Below are 22,679 nucleotides of genomic sequence, written 5' to 3'. Positions count from 1 at the left end.
CTTTTTATGTTTTGGTTACTGCTTAAACTTATTGAGCGTTCGCTTCACGTTCAGCAATAAACTCTAGAGCCATCTTGATACGAGCAATCACGCGTTCTTTACCAACAAGCTCCATTACCGCATCAACAGAAGGAGACTGACCGCCACCTGTTACTGCTACGCGAAGTGGCATACCAATTTTACCCATGCCGATTTCTAGCTCTTCACATACCGCTGCAATCACACCATCTTTGATGTTTGCTGTTGTGAAGTCTTCTAGCGCTTCCACTTTTGCCAAAGCAAGTTCTAGTGGGCCTTTCGCTACACCGCGTAGATGTTTCTTCGCTGCGCCCGCTTCAAACTCAGAGAAATCTTCGTAGAAGTAACGAGATTGCTCAGCTAATTCCACCAATGTATTACAACGCTCACCCACTAGCGTGATCACGTCTGTAATAGCAGGACCGTTTTCGGTGTTGATGTTTAGATTATCTAAGTGCCATTGCAGGTATTTTGCAACATACTCAGGTTCAGACGTTTTAATGTAGTGGTTGTTCAACCAAAGTAACTTATCAGTATTGAACGCTGAAGCTGATTTGCTTACCGCTTCAAGAGTAAATAAGTTAATCATCTCTTCTTGAGAGAAAATTTCTTGGTCACCGTGAGACCAGCCTAAACGAACAAGGTAGTTGTTTAGTGCATTTGGCAAGTAGCCTTCATCACGGTATTGCATAACAGATACAGCACCGTGGCGTTTAGACAGTTTTGCACCATCATCGCCAAGGATCATTGCACAGTGAGCAAAAGTCGGAACTGGTGCGCCTAATGCGTTGTAAATGTTGATTTGACGTGGTGTGTTGTTGATGTGATCTTCACCACGAACAACGTTAGTAATGCCCATATCCCAATCATCAACAACCACTACGAAGTTATACGTTGGAGCACCGTCTGTACGGCGAATGATCAGATCATCTAACTGGCTGTTTGCAATTTCAATGCGGCCACGGATCTGATCATCAAAAACAACCGAACCTTCTTTAGGGTTACGGAAACGGATAACACATGGCTCATCGCCCGTTGCTGCTGCATTTGCTGCAACAATTTTAGGGTGGTTAGCATCGTAGCGAGCCATCTCTTTGTTTGCTTCTTGCTCTGCACGAATTTCGTCTAGCAACTCTTTAGAAGCGTAACATTTGTATGCTTTGTCTTCTGCAAGTAGCTGTTCTACGACTTCGTTGTAACGGTCGAAACGCTTAGATTGGAAGTAAGGACCTTCATTCCACTCTAAACCCATCCACTGCATTCCTTCAAGGATCGCATCTACCGCTTCTTGAGAGTTACGCTCTAAGTCAGTGTCTTCGATACGTAAAACGAACTCACCGCCTTGGTTTTTAGCATAAAGCCAAGAGTACAATGCAGTACGTGCACCACCAACGTGAAGATAGCCAGTAGGGCTAGGAGCAAAACGAGTTTTAACCGTCATTTGATTTCCTTAGGAATAAATGGGTAGCGAGACTTCAGTTAGCTCACTACGAGTACAAGGATTTAAAGTGGCGACATTTTACCACCCTAAAGCAAATCTACAATGATCGTGCTGTTTTAAATTTCTTATCCTCCATCATCATTGTGACTGTTTTTCTAACCAATCTCTTTTTTTGTCATCAAACATTGACCTTACCCTTAAGGTAAGGTTTATCTTAATCGTGTGTCTTACCATTAAGGTTGTCTCATGAACCACTATACCCTTCCGCTTCATGGATTAAATTGCATGGGGTGCGCGAATAAAGTCAAACGAGCATTAGTAGAGCACTCTGAAAGCACTGTCATTGATATCAGCCCGACAATGCTTGAGGTAGACACGCCACTTTCGCTGACCGATATTATCAATACTGTAGAATCACTCGGTTACCATGCTGGGAATAAGGTTCAATTCTCTCTATCGGGATTAAATTGTGGCCGCTGTGTAAAGAAGCTCAGTCAACACCTTGAGCAGCACCCTCATATTGGTGTCTTCTCTGTCACGACAACCGAATTAACGTTAGTGACCGACCTGAAATCACAGCAAATTATCGACTTAGTCGCATCTGTAGGTTACCAAGCGTCTCCTCTTCTTGAGTCAGAAGCCTCAGACAAGCAAACTGCCGCCGATGAGCAATCAATCGCTGAGAAAGTCATCAAGCCAACACCATTAGCAAGTGATGATTTAATAGCAGAACCTCATTCAGACGCGCCACCAGCAAAGGCCCAATCCAATCACAGTTATCATTTATTACTGCAAGGCTTAACTTGTGCAAGTTGTGTCTCTTCAGTCGAGAAAGCTTGTCTCTCTGTCGAAGCGGTATCACACGTTCAGATTAATCTTGCTGAGCAGAGCGCATTAGTTTTCTCGGTATCCGAGCAAGAGGTGATTCAAACACCTTTAATTGCTGCGATAGAAGCGGCTGGCTATCACGCTGAATTTGTTCATTCTCCTGAAATCCAGCAGCAAAAACAGCTTGAGCAACAACAAGAAGAACAGAAAATATACCGCAAAAATGCGATCACAGCGCTGCTACTCGGTGCACCTCTGATGCTTTGGGGAGTGCTAGGCGGCAACATGATGATCCGTACAACTCACGATCAACTGATTTGGGGAATGGTTGGATTACTCTGCTTATGGTTACTCGCCACATCAGGGAAACACTTTTTCATCAATGCTTGGAAGTCGGTCTTACATAAACGGGCGACAATGGACACCTTAGTTGCGCTCGGTACTGGTGCTGCTTGGCTCTACTCTATATTTGTCGTGCTCATTCCAGATTGGTTTCCGATGGCCTCTCGTCATGTCTATTTCGAAGCCAGTGCAATGATCATCGGGTTAATTTCACTTGGTCACTATATTGAAGCAAAAGCAAAAGCGCACACGACTCAATCTTTACAAGCGTTAATCAACCTTCAACCACAGCAAGCAACCTTAGTTAACCATGGCTCAGAACAGGTAATTGCTGTTGATGCTATCCAACTGGGTATGCATTTGAGAATAAAACCCGGTGAAAGAGTGCCTGTCGATGGCAAAGTGCTCGATGGCGAATCTTATCTTGATGAGTCAATGCTGACAGGTGAACCCGTTCCAGTCGTCAAAGCTCTAGGTGACGCACTCTCTGCGGGTACTATCAATGGTGACGGCAGCCTCGTCATGGAAGCGACAGGCGTTGGCAGCGATACAATGCTCGCCCGTATTATTCAAATGGTACGTCAAGCACAAAGCAGTAAACCAGCCATTGCCAAACTTGCTGACTCTATCTCTGCGGTGTTTGTCCCTGTCGTCGTTGCTATTGCGGTGATCTCTGCGCTTATTTGGTTTTGGGTCGGCCCAGATCCTAAAGCGAGCTACATGTTAGTCGTCGCAACAACCGTTCTAATCATTGCCTGTCCTTGCGCTTTAGGTCTCGCTACACCGCTTTCGGTGACCGTCGGCGTTGGTAAAGCAGCAGAACTAGGAATATTAATTAAAGATGCTAATGTTCTACAATCTGCCAGTAAGATTAATACGGTGGTGTTTGATAAGACAGGAACGTTAACTCAAGGAAAACCTAGCGTCCAACGACTGTTTTCGTTCAACATTGAAGATAATGATTTGCTCACCCTCGCCTACTCTGCCGAGCGTCATTCAGAGCATCCATTAGCGAAAGCGGTATGCCAATATGCTCAAGAGCGGCACTTAGAACCTTTGGTACATAGCCAATTTAGCAACCTGCGTGGGAAAGGGATCCAAGCCACAATCGATAGCAAGGATATTATCATCGCATCACTTCAGCATGCCGAAACGCTCAACGCCGATCTTTCCGAAGCAAAGCATGCTATTTCTCAATGTAAAAAGTCTGCATGGACGCCCGTTGTCGTCATTATCGATAACCAGCTCAGCGGCATTATCGCCATTTCAGATCCAATTAAACCCGATGCGAAACTCGCCATTACTCAATTAAAGCAAGCTGGTATTCGCACCGTCATGCTCACCGGAGACAGCCAACACGTCGCAAAAGCTATTGCTGATGAATTAGGCCTTGACCAGGTTATCGCGCAAATTTTGCCTGATGAGAAAGCTCAACATATCGAACAGCTACAACGTAATAACGGAATTGTCGCTATGGTCGGTGATGGTATCAATGATGCACCCGCTTTAGCTCAAGCTGATGTCGGAATTGCCATGGGAAGTGGCAGTGATGTCGCCATAGAGAGTGCACAAATGACGCTACTAAACTCATCCCCAATCGCAGTACTAAATGCCATTGAACTGTCTAAAGCTACCGTTCGAAATATGCAACAGAACTTATTTGGTGCCTTTGTCTATAACTCGCTAGGTATTCCAATCGCCGCTGGTGTTTTATATCCATTTTTTGGCTTCTTACTTAGCCCTGTCGTTGCAGGTGCAGCGATGGCGCTATCTTCAATTACCGTGGTGAGTAACGCAAACCGCTTGCGTCTGTTCAAACCACAAACTCACGACACAAATCGATAAGGTGTTTTTATGAATAGTAAAATTTTAGCATTAACCGCGCTCACTTTTGTCTCTGGCCAAGCTTTAGCAACGGATGTTCTTAACCATAAATCCCCTTACTGTGGTTGCTGTACAGAGTGGACTCAGCACATGAAAGACGCGGGTTTTAACGTCAAAGAGCAACTGCATGAAAACATGAATCCCGTAAAACAGAAGTTAGGGATCACACCAGAAATTGCATCTTGCCACACCGCTGAAATTAACGGCTATGTATTTGAAGGGCATATACCCGCTGAAGATATACAAGCATTTTTAGACAACCCACCAAAGAATGCCAAAGGGCTTGCCGTTCCAGGTATGCCGATGGGCTCTCCGGGTATGGAGTATGGACATAAACGAGATGAATACTCGGTGTATGCCTTCAACGAGAAGGGGCAAGTTTACGAATACCGTCATTATGAAGCAAAGAAGTAATTATTTCGATTAACCAAAAGGAGCCAGCAGATGTGTTGAGCTCCTTTTTTTGATCATAGAAGTGCCCACTTGGAGAGATATAAACAGATAAATGCCAGGTAAGAAGTGGTTATTGGATTCAATCTAGAAGCATTAATCTGATAAGCATTCGCTTTGTAGGAGAATAGAATTGACAACCTGAATGTGGACTAGCGACAATCATGATAATAAATAAGATTTGAATGGATGATAAATCGTGATTAAGACTTCTAGAGTTCGTACGTTTTTACTTGGGATTAGTTTCTTTATTTCAGCTTTGGCTCATGCAGAACCTCTTTACTGGTCTGCAACTAAAGGAGATAAAGAGCTTATCATTCTTGGCTCTGTCCATGTGGGCAACGCATCTCTCTACCCTCTTCCTAGTTTTATCCTCCAATACTTAAAGCAGAGTGATGGACTTATCGTAGAAACGGATACGAGAAAGGATCATGGCATTCGCTACCCATCAACCACTATTACTAGTGAAGAGTTACTATCTAAAAAGCAGCAACAGAAACTAAAAACAATTGCACGCCAACTTGAAATTGCACCCGACCATCTACTTCAATCCCCACCGTGGGCAACGGCGCTGACTATCCAGGCGAAACAGTTTAAGCAACTTGGTTACTCTTCAGAATATGGCATCGATAACAACCTGGTGATACAAGCCACACTGTCAGATAAGCCTGTTATCGGTTTAGAGTCGCTTCAATTTCAAATCGATCTCATCACTCAGTTACCAAATGGTGGAATTGAATTATTAGCCAGCGGGCTCGAAGAGTGGGATGACGGTGAGGATATTACACACTGCTTAATCAAGAGTTGGAAGGCTGGTGATATTGAAAACCTACAACAGCTGTCTGAAGAATCTGAAATAAACCACGTAATAAGTGAGCGATTCGTTTCTCAGCGCAACCATGACTGGGCAGATAAGCTCGATGGCGATCAACTCATTCAAGGAAAAGGGCGATATTTGGTTGTTGTCGGTACTTTGCACTTAGCGGGAGAGCGCAACTTGCTTTCGTTATTAGAACGGAAAGGATTCGCCATTCATCAACGATCAAAAAGTACTCCTGCAGGCTGCGAGTTTTAGCCCTACGAGCCTTTTAGCCTTTTAATCATCTCAAGCTATACGTCTGAAACTATACTTCAAAATTATACGACAGAAACGAAAAAGGCCTTATCTTTCGATAAAACCTTTCTTAGTGCCGTCGGTGAAGAGCCAGATTTAAACACTAGGCGAACCCCACTCTTGTTAGCAACTAACTCAAGCTATACACCTGAAGCGATACTTCAAAATTATACGACAGAAACGAAAAAGGCCTTATCTTTCGATAAGGCCTTTTTCTTAATGTGGTCGGTGAAGAGGGATTCGAACCCCCGACCCTCTGGTCCCAAACCAGATGCGCTACCAAGCTGCGCTATTCACCGAGATGTTTATCTTTCATAAACTCGTTTGAACTAGGCGTTTTGCCTGTCAACGGATGCGTATATTACGGATTCTTAAGAGTTACGCAAGTGCTTTTCTTTGTTTTTTTAATTTTTTATTTCGTTCGCTCAGATAAGCACCAAAAAACGCTAGAGTGTGATTAAAAACACACCACAAGAAACATTCCCTTAACCTTAGCAACATTATTGATCCAGATCAGAGTGAACAACTTCTGAACACATTACTTTAAAGTCTGTCTACGAACTTTGGAGGAAACATGGACTTTTGGCTTGATCTCCTATTTGGTAATGCTGTGGGACTATCTTCAATGATAGTAATTCTTAGTGCTCTAGGTCTGATGCTGTTTTACGGCGGTTTCATCATCTACAAAGTTACGCATGACAAATCTCCTCACTAGCTCGCTTAGCCCTATTTAATCGCCACATTTATTTTTCTAAAAATGGCACCAATAAATAGATAATCGCTTTGCTCCGGAGTCGGTATCATATCCACTCCGGTTTTTTATTTCCGCCTTCGAAAACTTCTCTATCCGTCTGGTCCTTTTTCAATTTCAATTGATATAATTTCACTATGACTGACTAACTGAGATGCACTTATGTCTCAAGACCAAGATTTAGATCTGTTTCAACAGATGATGAGTGACGTAACTCCAATGGCTCACGATACTGCAGAGCACACCAAGGTTCATCAAGTCACCGAAGCCCAACTCGCTAAACGTGAAGCGGCGATATGGCTGACTGAAAGTGATCCTGAGTACCTCTCTCTTGATAATGCCACCATGCTTAAACCGGACGACATGATTGAATTTAAAAGAGATGGCGTCCAAGAAGGGGTATACCGAAAATTAAGACTCGGAAAATACCCTATTCAAGCTCGTCTTGATTTACACCGTTACACGTTGAAAGATGCGCGTGATGAGGTTGTTCGTTTTTTACGTCAATGCTTAAAGATGGACATTAGAACGGTTGTCATTGTGCACGGCAAAGGCGAACGCTCTAATCCACCAGCATTAATGAAAAGCTACGTTTCAACCTGGTTACAACAAATTAAAGACGTTCAATGCGTTCATAGCGCACAACATTTTCATGGTGGGTTTGGCGCTGTTTATGTTTTATTGAGAAAAAGTGCCGAGCAGAAACTCGAAAATAGAGAGCGCCATCAAAAACGAATGAGCTGATCCCAGCAATAAATCATCACAACTTTAAAGTTCGTGCTGATTTTTAAAGTTAGTGTTAAAATTAACCTAAGCATCAAAGCAACTATCTCGGTAGTTGCTTTTTTAATCGTCCTAATTTCTTATCCAAACAATCGTTGTGAAACGCTAAGAGAACCTCATGTCACAAGAATCCCAAGCTAAACGCCTCAATAAATACATCAGTGAAACAGGTTTCTGCTCCCGTCGAGAAGCAGATAAACTGATTGATGCTGGTCGAGTTACTATCAATGGCACTATCCCTGAAATGGGCACTAAAGTGCTTCCTAGCGATGAAGTATGCATTGATGGTAAACCAGTAAAATCAAAAGAAGCCCCTGTTTATATCGCTCTCAACAAGCCGACAGGTATTACTTGTACCACTGAACGTGATGTTCCTGGCAACATTGTTGATTTTATTGGTCACAGGAAACGTATATTCCCTATTGGTCGCTTAGATAAACCATCTGACGGTTTAATCTTTCTAACCAATGATGGCGATATTGTGAACAAGATTTTACGCGCAGGGAACAATCACGAAAAAGAGTATGTGGTTCGTGTCGATAAACCTGTCACTCAGCACTTTTTAGATAAAATGAGCTCTGGCGTTGAAATTTTAGATACTGTCACTCTGCCATGTAAAGTCACCAAAGAGACTCAATACTCTTTTCGCATTACTTTAACGCAAGGGCTTAACCGCCAAATTCGCCGTATGTGTGAAGCGCTAGGTTTTGAAGTATTTAAGCTTCGTCGTGTACGCATCATGAATATCTCTTTAGATGGCATCCCTAATGGAAAATGGCGCTATTTAACGGATGATGAAGTGTCTGAGATACTGCGTATGAGTGAGGGTTCTAGCGGCACTGAAGAGGCTTCAAAAGTCGACGGCAAAGGACATCGCATCAAAAAAGCGACCGATGCAAAACTTTACGATGCGCGTCAACAGGCTGAGAACGCACCTAAGCATAAAATCTATAGTGGTCATGGTAGTGATGAATTCAGACACGCACCAAACAGCAAGCGCGGTTCTGGTCGTTCAAGTGAGGGCCGCTCAAGTGATGGGCGTTCAACTGGCGGACGTTCAGAGAACCGTCGATACTCAAATGATGATCGTAATGACAACCGACGTTCAAGCCGAGATGCAAATGGGAAGCGCGACTCACGTCCGAGCCATTCAGGGCAGCGCCCAAATAAACCCGCATCTAAAAGAGTCAGCGGTACGTTGAGCTTGAAAAAGTAATCTCATAAACGAATCTCATAGACATTGATAAAATCGCGGCTTATACGTCGCGATTTTTTATTGCCTGTGGCTCAAATTGCTTTGACTCAAGTAGCTTTGACACCAATCGAATATCACTTACAAGCCCGTTTATAAGCATAACTCAGCAAATTGACCACGAGTTAGTGCTGCCAAATCTTGTGGTGCTAATTCAATTTCTAGCCCACGCTTACCCGCACTGACACATATCGCATCCAAAGTTTCTGCGCTGCAATGAATAAACGTTGGCAGTGCTTTTTTTTGACCTAGTGGGCTGATCCCCCCCACAACATACCCTGTTGTTTTCTGTGCAATGTCCGGATCGGCCATCTCTGCCTTTTTGGCTTTAGCCGCCTTTGCCGCTAATTTTAGATTGAGTTTTTGTGCTACAGGAATAATCGCAACCGCCAGGTTTTTTGGCTCTCCATTGATACAAAATAGCAATGTCTTGAATACCGTGTCTGGGTCTTGGCCTAATACTTCCGCCGCTTCTAACCCATAACTATTATGGTTTGGATCATGTTGATACTGATGGATTATATGAGGAACCTTTCGCTTTTTCGCGAGGTTAATTGCAGGAGTCATTCGTCTGTCCACAGGGTAAGAGTAAGAAATCATTGCTTGAATTTTAAATACAAAAAAGCGATGCCGAAGCACCGCTTTTAGTAAAAAATATCAGAGACTAAGAGTCAAACTCTTTCTCCTACTATTCCTTAATTACTTGTAAACAATCTCGCCAGATGGTGCATATGCATTAACATCAACAGGGCTGTTCGCTTCTAAGTAATCTTTTAATACTTCAGCGTCAACAAAACCAGTATTTACGTAGCCTGGGTGACCTGAAATTTTAGGGTAACCATCACCACCAGCAGCGTTGTAACTTGGGATAGTGAAACGGTAAGTCTCATCTAAGCGCAATTGCTTGCCACCGATAAATACGTTAGATACTTTACCGTCTGCAACCGTCATTGAGATACCCGCGAACTGAGCGTAAGCACCAGAGTCGATAGGCTTAGTACCTACAACATTTAGGTAATCCATTACTTCCGCACCGTTCATGTCTACGTAAGTTAGGATATTCGCAAATGGTTGAACCGTTAGAACGTCTTTGTATGTTACGTCACCCGCTTCAATTGAGTCACGAACGCCACCAGAGTTCATTACAGAGAAATCTGCTTTTGCACGTTCCATGTGAGCCGTTGCAATCAGACGACCTAGATTAGTTTGTTGGAAACGAACGACGTTACGGTCACCTTCAAGCTTGCCATTTGTCTCAGCAATCTTAATACCTAGCTGTTCTTGGCCTTGCTCTTGGAACGGACGTAAGAACTCAAGAAGCTCTTTATCTTGTGCAATCTCTTCTTGGATAAGAACACGCTTCTTCTTACCGTCTACCTTAATTTTTTTCTTAAGGTTAACAGGGATAAGATCATAGCTTACCATCTCTAGCTCGCCGTTACGGAACTCGTAATCAGCACGGCCTACGTACTTGCCCCACTCGTGAGCTTGAACAATGTAAGTACCGTTTTGTTCGTCTGGCTTACACTCATCACCTGGCTTGAAGTTTTTCTTAGCGACGTTTGGACCTTCCATACATACAGGCTCTTGAGAGTGACCACCAACGATCATATCCAGAGAACCTTCATCTAAGTAACGAGCTAGAGCTACATCACCAGGAGCGTTAACACCACGTTGACCATCTTCGTAGTGGCCCATGTGTGTTACAGCAAAAATTAGATCTGGTTTTTCAGTCTCTTCAAGTTCAGCGATCAGTTTTTTCGCTTCTTCTTTAGGGTCACGGAAGTCAACACCACCGATGTATTCTGGGTTACCAATTTTCGCTGTATCTTCAGTCGTTAAACCGATAACGGCAATTTTGATACCTTGCTTGTCGAACATTTGGTAAGCTTGGAAAAGACGCTCGCCAGTTTCTTTATCGTAAATGTTCGCAGAAAGCATTGGGAAATCAGCCCACTCTTTCTGTTTGAATAGAACTTCTAATGGATTATCAAATTCGTGGTTACCCAGTGCCATCGCATCGTAACCAATTTTAGTCATACCTTTGAAATCAGGTTCTGCATCTTGAAGATCTGACTCAGGTACACCAGTGTTGATATCACCACCAGAAAGAAGTAACACGCTACCACCTTCTGCACGTACATCGGCACGCAACTCATCAATAAGTGTCTTACGAGCAGCCATGCCGTACTCGCCATATTTATTCTGCCAAAAACGACCGTGGTTATCATTAGTATGAAGAACCGTTAGTTTGTACGTTGTATCTGCATTCCAGTCGTGTGTTGGTTCAGATGCACAACCACCAAGAGTTGCAAGAATAGCTGCGCTTAACGCAGTCTTTAGAATAAGGCTTTGCTTCATTGTCATACCTTTTGAACGGTTAGGGGTCCACTACTTTATAAATAGGCTTACAGACAAAATATTACAAATAGAGTGTATATGCTTGAAAGACCTATAAAACATGAACTAGTTTAAATTAACAGAGTCCAAGTAACATTTTGTTTTCATATTAATGTCGAATCAATCACACTAAAAAGATAATGCAGGTGTAATAGGTGCTGTAACTTGCACTTAAGGTTAAATAAGATCACAGGCAAACGTTTTACTGTGAGATCGACGATTAATACGAAGAATGAGAGAAGAAACGCTTAATAAGCATAAAGATCACCTCGCTACACTCGTCTAGTTAAGCCGATAGCAAAAAGGCCAACTTTCGTCAGCCTTTTAAATATATAATTTCAGATTAAATTACTTAATATCGATATCCGCAAAACTCTTGATCAGGTCATCTAGCGATTTCATTTGAGCCAAGAATGGTTCTAGTTTATCTAGAGGCAGCGCTGAAGGGCCATCACACATTGCTTTATCTGGGTTAGGGTGAGCTTCAATGAAGAGGCCAGCAATACCTGTCGCCAAACCGGCTTTCGCAAGCTCAACGGTTTGTTCACGGCGACCACCAGATGCAGCACCTGATGGGTCACGCATTTGCAATGAGTGAGTTACATCAAAGATGATAGGGCTACCATTTGATGATTTTTTCATCACGCCGAAACCAAGCATATCAACGACTAAGTTGTCATATCCCATGCATGAACCACGCTCACATAGAATAATGTTTTCGTTGCCACACTCAGCAAACTTATCAACAATATTACCTACTTGATTTGGGCTCATGAATTGCGGTTTCTTCACATTAATCACAGCGCCTGTTTTTGCCATCGCTTCAACAAGATCGGTTTGTCGTGCTAAAAATGCAGGTAATTGGATCACATCAACCACATCGGCAACCACTTGTGCTTGCGCTTCAGTGTGAATATCCGTGATAATTTTAACGCCAAAAGTATCTTTCAACTCTTGGAAGATTTTCATCCCTTCATCAAGGCCCGGGCCACGGTATGAGTGTACTGAGCTGCGGTTCGCTTTATCAAAAGAGGCTTTAAATACGTATGGGATGCCAAGCTTTTCCGTCACTTTTACGTAGTGCTCACAGATTTGCATCGCTAGATCGCGAGATTCTAAAACGTTCATGCCCGCAAATAGGGTGAATGGTTTGTCGTTGGCTACTGGAATATCACCAATATGAACTGTTTTCTGTTCCATTATCTTCTCTCAAAATTATTAGGTAGTTAACATTCATGTCTAATGAATGGTAATTGAACTTTCACTTAATGCATTAACTTGAGTCTTTAGTAACTCAGACGCAGGATCATCAGGGCACTGATCAATAAAGTATTGGTAATCGGATACCGCTATCTGATGGCAATCTAACTGCTGATAAATAAATCCACGATCGCGAATCTCATATGGGTCATCTGGAACAAAGCTTAGCGCAAGATCCGTGCACCTTAATGCTAATGTATAGCGCTCTTCACGCAACAAAGCACTCTTTAACAATGCAAGCCAACGTCCAATGACGGTTGGGTTGTCTGCTGTATTGAAATGTTCAGGCTCTAAATTAGCTAAAGGGCCATCATGCCCAATCAGCCACGCTTTAAGTGTATGCTGTGCAACGAATTCACCATTATACGGATTAAGATAAACGGGGGTCTCTTCAGGCCATGTGACTTTAATTAAAAACTGAGTTGGAAAAGTGACGCCTTCGATAGGGAAACCCAACTTTCGCCCAAAAAAGAGTAGCAAAGAACCTAGACTAACAGGTACACCCTTGCGACGCTCAAGCACTTTATCGATAAACGCATTTTCGGAAGAGAAATACGCCTCTCTATCACCGCTAAAGCCCCAATCAGAGTAGAAAACATTCAGAAAGGATTCAAAGTTCTGCTTATCACTGACTTCATGATTCAGACAGTTTTTGGCCTCTTTAACCAAGCGCTCTAGTTCTTCTTCAGCCCAATTAACCTGAGTTTCAGGATTTACCGCTTTATTTAAAACTAAAGCACCTTCAACCAATTCCATATTATCGAAATCTTCATCAAATAAATTAAGCATACTTTATTACCCAAAGATAGTTGGCGTTTTCGTCATCGCAATCTTTCCTGCCATTGCCAGCCAGCCTAGAGCGCCAAAAAATGAGAATGAACGCAGCAATTTATTACGGCCTAATCGTAGTGCAAAAAATCCCAACGCGATATAGATCATAACGCAGGTTAATTTTTCAGTTAACCAAGGCGCTTCAGGTGTGAAAGGGATAAAGCCTGTAATTGCAATCAATGCAAAGCCAGAGAGTAGGAGCAGAGAGTCATTGATATGAGGAAAACGTTTTAGAAAACCATGCTCAAGTATTGGAGAGTTCGCCATCATCAAAAAGTAGCGAACGGAAAGTAAAACGGCACTAATACCAATCGTCAGAAGGTGAAAGTGTTTTAGAGCTTCGTACATATTATCTCTCTTATTGTTGGCTCTTATGACAATATTTGCTCAGCGGCAAAGATTGTCGTTCTTGGGGCTATTTAATATTACGACCTAAAGTCACTCTATCATTGCCACCGTAATCTTGTTCTGTTGTGACATCACAATAGCCAAGATCGATCATTATTTGTCGAACCGCTTGCCCTTGATCGTAACCATGTTCAAAAACCAACCATGCATCTTTTTCCATATAATCAATAGCATGAGTGGATATAAAGCGAATATCAGCCAAACCTTCATCTTCAGCAACAAGTGCTGTTATGGGTTCAAAGCGAACATCACCTTGAGTTAAGTGCGGATCATTTTCTTCAATGTAGGGCGGGTTCGAAACAATTAAAGCAAACTTCATGCCGTTATCAATCGGTTCAAACCAACTGCCATGGCGAAAAGTCGCATTTAAAAGATTAAGTTGTTGCGCATTATGAGTCGCAAGCTGTTGCGCTTCAGGACGGAGATCGACCCCGATGACTTGTCGATTAGGTAGCTCTGACGCTAAAGCTAATGCTATCGCCCCTGTACCGGTTCCTAAATCGAGAATGGCACCTTGCTGTTCGAAGGTTTTATCCAAAGCGACTTCAACTAATCTTTCGGTGTCAGGTCTTGGGATTAAAGTAGAAGGTGATACTTTTAATGGCAGAGACCAGAACTCCCTCTCCCCGACAATATAGGCAACAGGCTCGCCTTTTAGTCGCCTTTCAACAATACGATTGAACTCAATCCACTGTTCATCGGTTAGCGTTTTTTCAGGCCAGGTCAGTAAATATGAGCGAGGTTTATCGAGTGCATGGCAAAGTAACACTGCCGCATCAAGAGAGGGCGATTCACTGCCGCTCTCTTGAAACTGGCTAATGGTAGCTTTAAGCACATGTTCGATTGTGCGGTTAGCGTTCATTAATTCTGCGTCACCAACGATTAATGGTTATCAGCTAATGCTGCAAGTTGGTCAGCTTGGTGCTCAGCCATTACAGGATCAACCAAGCTTTGTAGATCGCCTTCCATCGTTTCTGATAGGCGGTAAAGTGTCAGGTTAATACGGTGATCTGAAACACGACCTTGTGGGTAGTTATAAGTACGAATACGGTCACTACGATCGCCTGAACCAAGTAGGTTACGACGAGTATCAGATACTACCGCAGCACGACGAGCTTCTTCTGCTTGGATAATACGAGCCGCAAGAACAGCCATCGCTTTGGCTTTGTTTTTATGTTGTGAACGCTCATCTTGACACTCAACAACCGTACCCGTTGGAAGGTGAGTAATACGAATAGCAGAATCTGTCGTGTTAACGTGCTGACCACCCGCACCCGAAGAGCGGAAAGTATCAATTTTCAGATCGCTTGATTTAATTTCTGGTAAATCCGCTTCTGGTACTTCAGCCATGACAGCAACGGTACATGCAGAAGTGTGTACACGACCTTGAGATTCAGTTTCTGGTACACGTTGAACACGGTGACCACCAGATTCAAACTTCATAGTACCGAACACGCCATCACCGCTTACTTTAGCGATCATCTCTTTGTAACCGCCCTGCTCAGACACATTGCAGCTCATCACTTCTACGCGCCAGCCTTTCTTCTCAGCAAACTTTGAGTACATACGGAATAAGTTACCCGCAAAGATACCCGCTTCATCGCCACCCGCACCGGCGCGGATTTCTAAGAAACAGTTACGCTCATCGTTTGGATCTTTCGGTAGCAACAAAATTTGCAGTTCATCGGTCAATTTTTCAATAGCCGCTTTTGCTTCTTTGATCTCTTCCTGAGCCATTTCACGCATTTCTGCATCATCTTCATTGGCCATCTCTTCAGCTGCCACAAGATCTTCTTGTGCTTGCTGGTAAGCTTGGAAGCACTGAGTCACTTCTTCTAGCTGGGAGTACTCTTTCGACAAAGCACGGAATTTGTTTTGGTCACCGAGAACACCAGGGTCACCAAGTAGGTGCTGAACTTCTTCATAGCGTTCAACTAGGCTTTCAAGCTTTACTAGAATCGAGGATTTCATACTTCTCTTACTTCTTATGAGTCTTAGCTAGGGTCATCAAGACCCAGACTTTGTCTAATGACTGTTAATTTTGCTGGTTCACCTTGCTCGGCTGCACTTTGTAACGCGCGAGTGGGAGCATGGATCAATTTGTTCGTTAACTTATTACTAAGTTCTAGTAATACTTTCTGTGGATCATTTCCAGCCTCAAGAGACTGCAAACTTTTATTTAAAAGCTCTTCTCGAATCTCATTCGCCGACTTCCGAAAATCTCGAATGCTATCGACGGCTTGCAACGAGCGCATCCACGTCATGAATATCGCGCTTTCTTCACTAACAATAGCTTCTGCTTGGATAGCTTCCACTTTTCGCTGTTCAAGATTACTTTCAACAATGGATTGTAAATCATCAACCGTATAAAGATAGGCATCATTTAAATCCCCGACCTGCGCTTCTACATCACGAGGAACGGCAATATCTACTAATAATATTGGTTGATGCTTACGTGCTTTGAGTGCTGTTTCTACCATCCCTTTTCCTATGATAGGTAAAGGACTCGCGGTAGAACTAATCACAATATCGGCTCGCGGTAAATAATCAGGGATATCCGGTAGCCCAATAATATCTGCTCCGAACTCTTCCGCTAAACTTAACGCTCGTTCACGAGTACGGTTAGCAACAATCATATTGGTACAGCCATTACTCGCTAAATGTTTCGCGACAAGTTCTATAGTTTCACCGGCACCAACCAGTAATACTGTAGAGTCAGCCAATGATTCGAAAATTTGTTTCGCTAAAGTACAAGCAGCATAAGCCACGGAAACAGCACTTCCGCCAATTTCAGTTTCTGTCCGAACTCGTTTCGCAACAGAGAAAGATTTTTGGAACAATTTTTCCATTGAAGCGTCAACGGCTTTTAATTCTCTCGAATCAGAAAAAGCCTGCTTAACTTGACCAAGGATCTGCGGTTCACCAAGTACTAAAGAGTCTAATCCACACGATACCCGCATCAAGTGCTTAATCGCCGCTTGCTCTTCGTAAATGTATAAACTTGGTTTTAGTTCTTCAGGACTAATATCATGAAAGTTAGAAAGCCAATCAATAAGCTTATTCTTTGTTGCGGCTTTTATATCGCAATAAATTTCAGTTCGATTACAAGTGGAAATGATAACACTTCCGTTTACATTCTCATTTGCACCTAGCTGCTTTAACGCTTCCGTCAGTTTATCGGGGCCAAATGCGACTTTTTCTCGCAAATCTACCGAGGCTGTATTGTGATTAATACCAATAGCAAGCAAGGACATGAATTGAAGGTTCTCTGATCAAGATACATAAATAAGTGGCGAATTTTACTTGATGGAGGGATCTATTTAAAGGGCAAGGAGGATTTGTTTTACTGAGTTCGTGAGTTCAATGCTATAGTTGCCCTGCTTTCTTCCCATTTTTGAGCAAGTTGTGAGCAAACATGATCAAATTTCGCCAAGCCCTTAGCCTATTTTTTGCAAGTCTTCTTCTTTTTGGGTGTTCCAGCATTCCAGAAACAGTCACCAGCGTTGAGTGGCAATCTCATCAATCGAAGCTAAAACAGATAACCAGTTACAACATTACGGGTAAACTCGCCTACATATCTCCACAGCAGAGACAAAGTCTGAATTTTCAGTGGAAACACTCAGAGAAGCTTAGCCATCTACGATTAACCACATTTCTGGGGCAAACAGCACTCAATTTGACGATCACCCCTCAAGGGGCAAAAGTAGTCACTTACGACGACGAAACCTTTACTGGAGAGAGTGCCACACAATTGGTTTATAACCTTACAGGGTTGATGATCCCAATCGATCATATGCCACAATGGTTACTTGGCTTACCTACGGGAGCTGACCAATTTCAGTTAAATGAGACCAACACTCTAGCCTCTTTAAATAAAAAAGTGGGCCTTCGTCAATGGCAACTCGAATATCAAGCTTACAAGGAAACTACTAACTTAGCGGAAAATTCCGATGTAAATCCGCTTCCTTTACCGTCAAAATTAAAATTTACGCAAGCCGATACCACCATCAATATTGTTGTGTCTAAATGGAAAATTACGGAATGATAACCAAACAAACCTCTTGGCCATCCCCTGCCAAATTAAACCTATTTCTCTATATAACAGGTCGTAGAGACAATGGTTACCATGAATTGCAGACCCTATTTCAATTTGTCGATTTTGGTGATGACCTATTAATTACTGCAAATAACTCAGCTCAAATTACCATTACCCCAGAAATCAAAGGGGTGGCGACACAAGATAATTTAATTTGGAAAGCCGCTACAGCACTACAAGAGTATGCTTCATGCTCGCTTGGGGCTGACATCATTTTAAATAAAATCCTTCCTATGGGAGGCGGAATCGGTGGTGGTTCTTCAAATGCTGCAACCGTCTTAGTTGCCCTCAATTATCTTTGGGATTTAGACCTTTCTGATGAACAACTTGCAGAGATAGGTTTGAAATTGGGCGCAGATGTACCTGTATTTGTTCATGGCTATGCTGCTTTTGCAGAAGGTGTAGGCGAAAAACTGATAAAAGCGGAACCAGAAGAAAAATGGTATTTAGTGATCAAGCCCCAAGTTAGCATTGCAACGGTAGACATATTCACGCATGAAAAATTAATTAGAAATACGCCAAAGCGAGCCTTGACAACGCTTCTAAGCGAAAAATACGAAAACGATTGCGAAAAAATTGTTCGAATGCTGTACCCAGAGGTTGATAAGCAACTTTCTTGGCTGTTACAATACGCGCCGTCGAGATTGACAGGAACTGGGTCCTGCGTATTTGCTGAGTTTGATAGCAAACAAAACGCTGAAACTGTTCTAGAAAAACTTCCTGACACTGTCTCTGCATTCATTGCAAAAGGTCGAAACACTTCACCTTTAAAAGAGACACTGGCTGAATATAAATCAGCCCAAACCCAATCTATTTAAAACTGGACGCAACCGAGGTTTCCACCGTGCCTGATATGAAGCTATTTGCTGGTAACGCAACACCTGAACTAGCCCAACGTATTGCTGATCGTCTATACATCTCTCTAGGAGATGCTACTGTTGAACGTTTTTCTGATGGCGAAGTCGCTGTTCAAATTAATGAAAATGTTCGTGGTAGCGATGTATTCATCATTCAATCAACTTGTGCACCAACCAACGACAACTTAATGGAGTTGGTGGTAATGATTGACGCAATGCGCCGCGCTTCAGCTGGCCGTATTACTGCTGTAATCCCATACTTTGGTTATGCCCGTCAAGATCGTCGCGTACGTTCTGCTCGTGTACCAATTACTGCAAAAGTTGTTGCAGACTTCCTTTCTAACGTTGGTGTTGACCGCGTTCTAACTATCGACCTACACGCAGAGCAAATTCAAGGCTTCTTCGATGTACCTGTTGATAACATTTTCGGTACTCCAGTTTTACTTGAAGACATGGCAAACCGTGGTCTAGAAAACCCAGTAGTGGTTTCTCCTGACCTTGGTGGCGTTGTTCGTGCTCGTGCAACTGCGAAAGCCCTAGGTGATATCGATATTGCGATTGTTGACAAACGTCGTCCACGCGCAAATGTTTCAGAAGTAATGAACCTTATCGGTGATGTTGAAGGTCGCGATTGTGTCATCGTTGACGACATGATTGATACTGGCGGTACATTATGTAAAGCAGCAGAAGCACTGAAAGCACGTGGAGCGAAGCGCGTATTTGCTTATGCGACTCACGCTGTATTCTCAGGCAGTGCCGCAGACAACATCGGCAACTCTGTGCTTGATCAAGTTATCGTAACTGACTCAATCACAATGACTAAAGAGATGGAAGCTACAGGCAAAGTAACCACACTTAGCCTTTCTCGCATGCTAGCTGAAGCGATTCGTCGTATCAGCAACGAAGAGTCAATCTCTGCGATGTTTAGCAATTAATCCTTCTTTGGTTTAATGAATATAAAAACCACCTCAAACATGAGGTGGTTTTTTTATATATGCGAGGGTTTTGTGACTCTCGCCCCTTAAGCATTTTCTATGCTACTATACGGCGCTTTTTGAAATTCCTGAGAGATCCTAACCTTGAGCCAACAAATAAAACTTCTCGTCGGACTAGCGAATCCTGGTCCTGAGTATGCCAAAACTCGCCATAATGCGGGTGCTTGGGTAGTAGAAGAGTTAGCACGTGTACATAACGTCACTCTGAAGAATGAAGCTAAATTCTTTGGGTTAACGGGTCGCATCATGGTGCATGGCGAAGATCTTCGCTTACTGATCCCAACCACTTTTATGAATTTATCTGGTAAATCTGTTGCCGCACTGGCGAAGTTCTACCAAATTAAGCCGGAAGAAATAATGGTCGCTCATGATGAGCTAGACTTACCTCCTGGCGTAGGAAAATTTAAAAAAGGTGGTGGTCATGGCGGTCATAATGGCCTGAAAGACATCATCAGTAAGCAAGGGAATAATAAAGAATTCTATCGTCTCAGGCTCGGCATTGGCCATCCTGGGCATAAAGATAAAGTTGCAGGTTATGTGTTAGGCAAAGCTCCCGCTAAAGAGCAGGAGTGTATAGAGGCCGTAGTGGATGAATCAGTACGCAGCCTCGACATCTTATTAAAAGATGGCCTGACCAAAGCACAAAATCGCTTACATACGTTCAAAGCTGAATAAGGTTATTATCATGGGTTTTAAATGTGGCATCGTTGGTCTACCAAATGTAGGTAAATCAACTCTGTTCAACGCGCTTACTAAAGCTGGTATTGAAGCGGCAAACTTTCCGTTCTGTACTATTGAACCAAACACTGGTGTTGTTCCAGTTCCAGATCTTCGTTTAGACGCTCTGGCGAAAATTGTAAACCCAGAACGCATCTTACCAACAACAATGGAATTTGTTGATATTGCAGGTTTGGTTGCTGGTGCTTCAAAAGGTGAAGGTTTAGGTAACAAATTCCTAGCTAACATCCGTGAAACAGACGCAATTGGCCACGTGGTACGTTGTTTTGAAAATGAAAACATCATTCACGTTGCAGGTAAAATCTCACCTCTTGAAGATATCGAAATCATCAACCTAGAGCTTGCTCTTGCCGATTTAGATAGCTGTGAACGTGCTTTACAGCGTAATGCTAAAAAAGCAAAAGGTGGTGATAAAGATGCGAAATTCGAAATCACGGTTCTTGAGAAGCTACTTCCAGTACTAACGGAAGGCGGCATGGCTCGTACCATCGAGCTAACAAAAGAAGAACTTATCGCCATTGATTACCTAAACTTCCTAACACTTAAGCCTACGATGTACATCGCAAACGTAAGTGAAGACGGTTTTGAGAATAATCCATACCTGGATCTTGTGCGTGAATTCGCAGCAAAAGAAAACAACGTAGTAGTTCCAGTGTGCGCTGCTATTGAATCTGAGCTTTCTGAATTAGATGACGAAGATCGTGAAGAGTTTCTAGCGGATATGGGAATCGAAGAACCGGGTCTTAACCGCGTAATTCGTTCTGGCTACGAACTTCTAACACTGCAAACCTATTTCACTGCTGGTGTTAAAGAAGTTCGCGCATGGACTATCCCTGTTGGCGCAACAGCACCACAAGCTGCAGGTAAGATCCACACTGACTTTGAGAAAGGTTTCATTCGAGCTGAAGTTGTCGGTTATGACAACTTTATCGAATTTAACGGTGAGAGCGGAGCTAAAGAAGCGGGTAAATGGCGCTTAGAAGGCAAAGATTACATCGTTAAAGATGGCGATGTGGTTCATTTCCGTTTCAACGTATAAATTGTAATGTACGAATTATCGTCAAATTGATTAATGATAAGAAGCCAACGTTCGCGTTGGCTTTTTTTTATCTCTTTTTCTATTGAAAAGAAAACCGTTAATTTAGAGTTTAGATCCGTTTTTGTTGGTGGTTTTTGATCACAAATACGTCTCTTTGTTTAAAAAAAGGGCGAACAGTCCTTTAAAACGTATTTATTCAAAAAAACTATTGACGGGTTTAGCTCAACTACGCATAATGCGCCCCGTTCTCAGCGATAAGGCAACGATTCAACGAGAGCAGAAAAATTGGAAATGGCTACTTAGCTCAGTTGGTTAGAGCACATCACTCATAATGATGGGGTCGCAGGTTCGAATCCCGCAGTAGCCACCATTTTTCATTTAAAGAATTACAACGTTATATTGAATAACCAATGTCGATATAACTATAAAGATTTGCTGCGGTCGTGGCGGAATTGGTAGACGCACCAGATTTAGGTTCTGGCGCCGAGAGGTGTGAGAGTTCAAGTCTCTCCGACCGCACCATTATTTAGATATCTTAAATGATATCATTGTTGGGCTATCGCCAAGCGGTAAGGCACTGGCTTTTGATGCCAGCATTCCCTGGTTCGAATCCAGGTAGCCCAGCCATCATTTGTTTTATTGAGTTTTAGATTTTTTCTTAAACTGGGTAGAACTAGAGATAAGATTGTATTATATTGTCTCGCTTAGAAAATATGGCTACTTAGCTCAGTTGGTTAGAGCACATCACTCATAATGATGGGGTCGCAGGTTCAAATCCCGCAGTAGCCACCATTTTTAAACTCTTTGTTTATTACTTAGCTTGTTTTTAAGCTAAATAGAAAACCAAGAGCACAACGTTATATTGAACCACCAATGTTAATATAACTATAAAGAYTTGCTGCGGTCGTGGCGGAATTGGTAGACGCACCAGATTTAGGTTCTGGCGCCGAGAGGTGTGAGAGTTCAAGTCTCTCCGACCGCACCATTATTTAGATRTCTTAAWTGATATCACTGTTGGGCTATCGCCAAGCGGTAAGGCACTGGCTTTTGATGCCAGCATTCCCTGGTTCGAATCCAGGTAGCCCAGCCATTACAACGTTATTTAGACAAACCATAAGTCTTCTTAACTATACTCTTAGTCAGAGTAAAAGACTTGCTGCGGTCGTGGCGGAATTGGTAGACGCACCAGATT

The 22,679-nt window shown here is 42.8% G+C and carries 20 protein-coding genes and 7 tRNA genes; 17 read left to right on the top strand and 10 right to left on the bottom strand.

The annotated features are described in order from the left end of the window. Nucleotides 1-28: 28 nt before the first annotated feature. Entirely contained in the window at nucleotides 29-1,459 is a 1,431-nt protein-coding gene (gltX, locus tag L4C39_RS18655; protein ID WP_017053317.1) for a glutamate--tRNA ligase, read from the bottom strand. Nucleotides 1,460-1,705: 246 nt separating this feature from the next. Between gltX and L4C39_RS18650 the strand changes: the two genes are divergently transcribed. From L4C39_RS18650 to L4C39_RS18640, 3 genes are all read left to right on the top strand, one after another. Continuing rightward, a complete protein-coding gene (locus tag L4C39_RS18650) occupies nucleotides 1,706-4,474 on the top strand; it encodes a heavy metal translocating P-type ATPase (protein WP_429747409.1) in 2,769 nt (922 codons plus the stop codon). Between the two features lie 9 nt (nucleotides 4,475-4,483). Next, nucleotides 4,484-4,927, top strand: a complete 444-nt coding sequence (locus L4C39_RS18645) for a DUF411 domain-containing protein (protein ID WP_017053319.1) — start codon at nucleotides 4,484-4,486, stop codon at nucleotides 4,925-4,927. A gap of 235 nt (nucleotides 4,928-5,162) precedes the next feature. After that, nucleotides 5,163-6,038, top strand: a complete 876-nt coding sequence (locus L4C39_RS18640; RefSeq protein ID WP_429747407.1) for a TraB/GumN family protein — start codon at nucleotides 5,163-5,165, stop codon at nucleotides 6,036-6,038. Between the two features lie 261 nt (nucleotides 6,039-6,299). Here the strand turns inward: L4C39_RS18640 and L4C39_RS18635 are convergent. Further along, nucleotides 6,300-6,376, bottom strand: a tRNA-Pro gene (locus L4C39_RS18635). A 275-nt stretch (nucleotides 6,377-6,651) separates the two neighbouring features. Between L4C39_RS18635 and L4C39_RS18630 the strand changes: the two genes are divergently transcribed. The 3 genes from L4C39_RS18630 to rluF all read left to right on the top strand — a co-directional run bounded on the left by L4C39_RS18630 (nucleotide 6,652) and on the right by rluF (nucleotide 8,827). Beyond that, complete coding sequence (locus L4C39_RS18630; protein WP_017054223.1) at nucleotides 6,652-6,792, top strand: DUF3149 domain-containing protein; 141 nt, start codon at nucleotides 6,652-6,654, stop codon at nucleotides 6,790-6,792. A gap of 198 nt (nucleotides 6,793-6,990) precedes the next feature. After that, nucleotides 6,991-7,572 (top strand): DNA endonuclease SmrA, encoded by a 582-nt coding sequence (gene smrA, locus L4C39_RS18625; RefSeq protein ID WP_113795367.1) that lies wholly within the window; start codon nucleotides 6,991-6,993, stop codon nucleotides 7,570-7,572. Nucleotides 7,573-7,729: 157 nt separating this feature from the next. Next, a complete protein-coding gene (gene rluF, locus L4C39_RS18620; RefSeq protein ID WP_429747404.1) occupies nucleotides 7,730-8,827 on the top strand; it encodes a 23S rRNA pseudouridine(2604) synthase RluF in 1,098 nt (365 codons plus the stop codon). Nucleotides 8,828-8,956: 129 nt separating this feature from the next. Here rluF and ybaK read toward each other — a convergent pair whose 3' ends face one another. The 8 genes from ybaK to hemA form a co-directional block, all read right to left on the bottom strand. After that, on the bottom strand, nucleotides 8,957-9,430 hold the full coding sequence (gene ybaK / locus L4C39_RS18615) for a Cys-tRNA(Pro) deacylase (protein WP_429747402.1): 474 nt from the start codon (nucleotides 9,428-9,430) through the stop codon (nucleotides 8,957-8,959). Between the two features lie 132 nt (nucleotides 9,431-9,562). Next, entirely contained in the window at nucleotides 9,563-11,224 is a 1,662-nt protein-coding gene (ushA, locus tag L4C39_RS18610; RefSeq protein WP_261888450.1) for a bifunctional UDP-sugar hydrolase/5'-nucleotidase UshA, read from the bottom strand. Nucleotides 11,225-11,611: 387 nt separating this feature from the next. Next, a complete protein-coding gene (kdsA, locus tag L4C39_RS18605) occupies nucleotides 11,612-12,463 on the bottom strand; it encodes a 3-deoxy-8-phosphooctulonate synthase (protein WP_017054218.1) in 852 nt (283 codons plus the stop codon). 39 nt (nucleotides 12,464-12,502) lie between these two features. Continuing rightward, nucleotides 12,503-13,312, bottom strand: a complete 810-nt coding sequence (locus tag L4C39_RS18600) for a SirB1 family protein (RefSeq protein WP_113795370.1) — start codon at nucleotides 13,310-13,312, stop codon at nucleotides 12,503-12,505. Between the two features lie 6 nt (nucleotides 13,313-13,318). Next, nucleotides 13,319-13,702 carry a SirB2 family protein gene (locus L4C39_RS18595; protein WP_017054216.1) on the bottom strand — a complete coding sequence of 128 codons (384 nt, stop codon included), beginning with the start codon at nucleotides 13,700-13,702 and terminating at the stop codon, nucleotides 13,319-13,321. 67 nt (nucleotides 13,703-13,769) lie between these two features. Continuing rightward, nucleotides 13,770-14,624, bottom strand: coding sequence for a peptide chain release factor N(5)-glutamine methyltransferase (gene prmC, locus L4C39_RS18590; RefSeq protein WP_429747399.1), 855 nt, complete (start codon nucleotides 14,622-14,624; stop codon nucleotides 13,770-13,772). A 20-nt stretch (nucleotides 14,625-14,644) separates the two neighbouring features. Continuing rightward, nucleotides 14,645-15,733 carry a peptide chain release factor 1 gene (gene prfA / locus L4C39_RS18585; protein WP_429747397.1) on the bottom strand — a complete coding sequence of 363 codons (1,089 nt, stop codon included), beginning with the start codon at nucleotides 15,731-15,733 and terminating at the stop codon, nucleotides 14,645-14,647. A gap of 23 nt (nucleotides 15,734-15,756) precedes the next feature. Further along, nucleotides 15,757-17,016 carry a glutamyl-tRNA reductase gene (hemA, locus tag L4C39_RS18580; RefSeq protein ID WP_017054213.1) on the bottom strand — a complete coding sequence of 420 codons (1,260 nt, stop codon included), beginning with the start codon at nucleotides 17,014-17,016 and terminating at the stop codon, nucleotides 15,757-15,759. A gap of 161 nt (nucleotides 17,017-17,177) precedes the next feature. Here hemA and lolB point away from each other — a divergent pair, with 161 nt between their 5' ends. The 11 genes from lolB to L4C39_RS18525 all read left to right on the top strand — a co-directional run bounded on the left by lolB (nucleotide 17,178) and on the right by L4C39_RS18525 (nucleotide 22,577). After that, nucleotides 17,178-17,807 carry a lipoprotein insertase outer membrane protein LolB gene (gene lolB, locus L4C39_RS18575; RefSeq protein WP_113795372.1) on the top strand — a complete coding sequence of 210 codons (630 nt, stop codon included), beginning with the start codon at nucleotides 17,178-17,180 and terminating at the stop codon, nucleotides 17,805-17,807. Beyond that, entirely contained in the window at nucleotides 17,804-18,676 is an 873-nt protein-coding gene (gene ispE / locus L4C39_RS18570; protein WP_429747394.1) for a 4-(cytidine 5'-diphospho)-2-C-methyl-D-erythritol kinase, read from the top strand. Before lolB ends, ispE begins: the two co-directional genes overlap by 4 nt. Nucleotides 18,677-18,702: 26 nt before the next feature. After that, entirely contained in the window at nucleotides 18,703-19,650 is a 948-nt protein-coding gene (locus L4C39_RS18565; RefSeq protein ID WP_017054210.1) for a ribose-phosphate pyrophosphokinase, read from the top strand. A gap of 144 nt (nucleotides 19,651-19,794) precedes the next feature. Then, a complete protein-coding gene (gene pth / locus L4C39_RS18560; RefSeq protein ID WP_017054209.1) occupies nucleotides 19,795-20,385 on the top strand; it encodes an aminoacyl-tRNA hydrolase in 591 nt (196 codons plus the stop codon). Nucleotides 20,386-20,395: 10 nt separating this feature from the next. Next, nucleotides 20,396-21,487, top strand: coding sequence for a redox-regulated ATPase YchF (ychF, locus tag L4C39_RS18555; protein WP_017054208.1), 1,092 nt, complete (start codon nucleotides 20,396-20,398; stop codon nucleotides 21,485-21,487). A gap of 293 nt (nucleotides 21,488-21,780) precedes the next feature. Beyond that, nucleotides 21,781-21,857 (top strand) — tRNA-Met (locus tag L4C39_RS18550). Between the two features lie 67 nt (nucleotides 21,858-21,924). Beyond that, a tRNA-Leu gene (locus tag L4C39_RS18545) sits at nucleotides 21,925-22,009 on the top strand. A gap of 30 nt (nucleotides 22,010-22,039) precedes the next feature. Then, nucleotides 22,040-22,114, top strand: a tRNA-Gln gene (locus L4C39_RS18540). 88 nt (nucleotides 22,115-22,202) lie between these two features. Continuing rightward, nucleotides 22,203-22,279, top strand: a tRNA-Met gene (locus L4C39_RS18535). 108 nt (nucleotides 22,280-22,387) lie between these two features. Continuing rightward, nucleotides 22,388-22,472 (top strand) — tRNA-Leu (locus L4C39_RS18530). 30 nt (nucleotides 22,473-22,502) lie between these two features. After that, a tRNA-Gln gene (locus tag L4C39_RS18525) sits at nucleotides 22,503-22,577 on the top strand. Nucleotides 22,578-22,679: the final 102 nt, after the last annotated feature.

Origin of the sequence: Vibrio clamense (assembly GCF_050337905.1) — a bacterium.
Lineage (GTDB): Bacteria > Pseudomonadota > Gammaproteobacteria > Enterobacterales > Vibrionaceae > Vibrio > Vibrio cortegadensis.
Note: the sequence above shows the minus strand (reverse complement) of the source record. Positions and strands in the feature narration are given on the sequence as shown.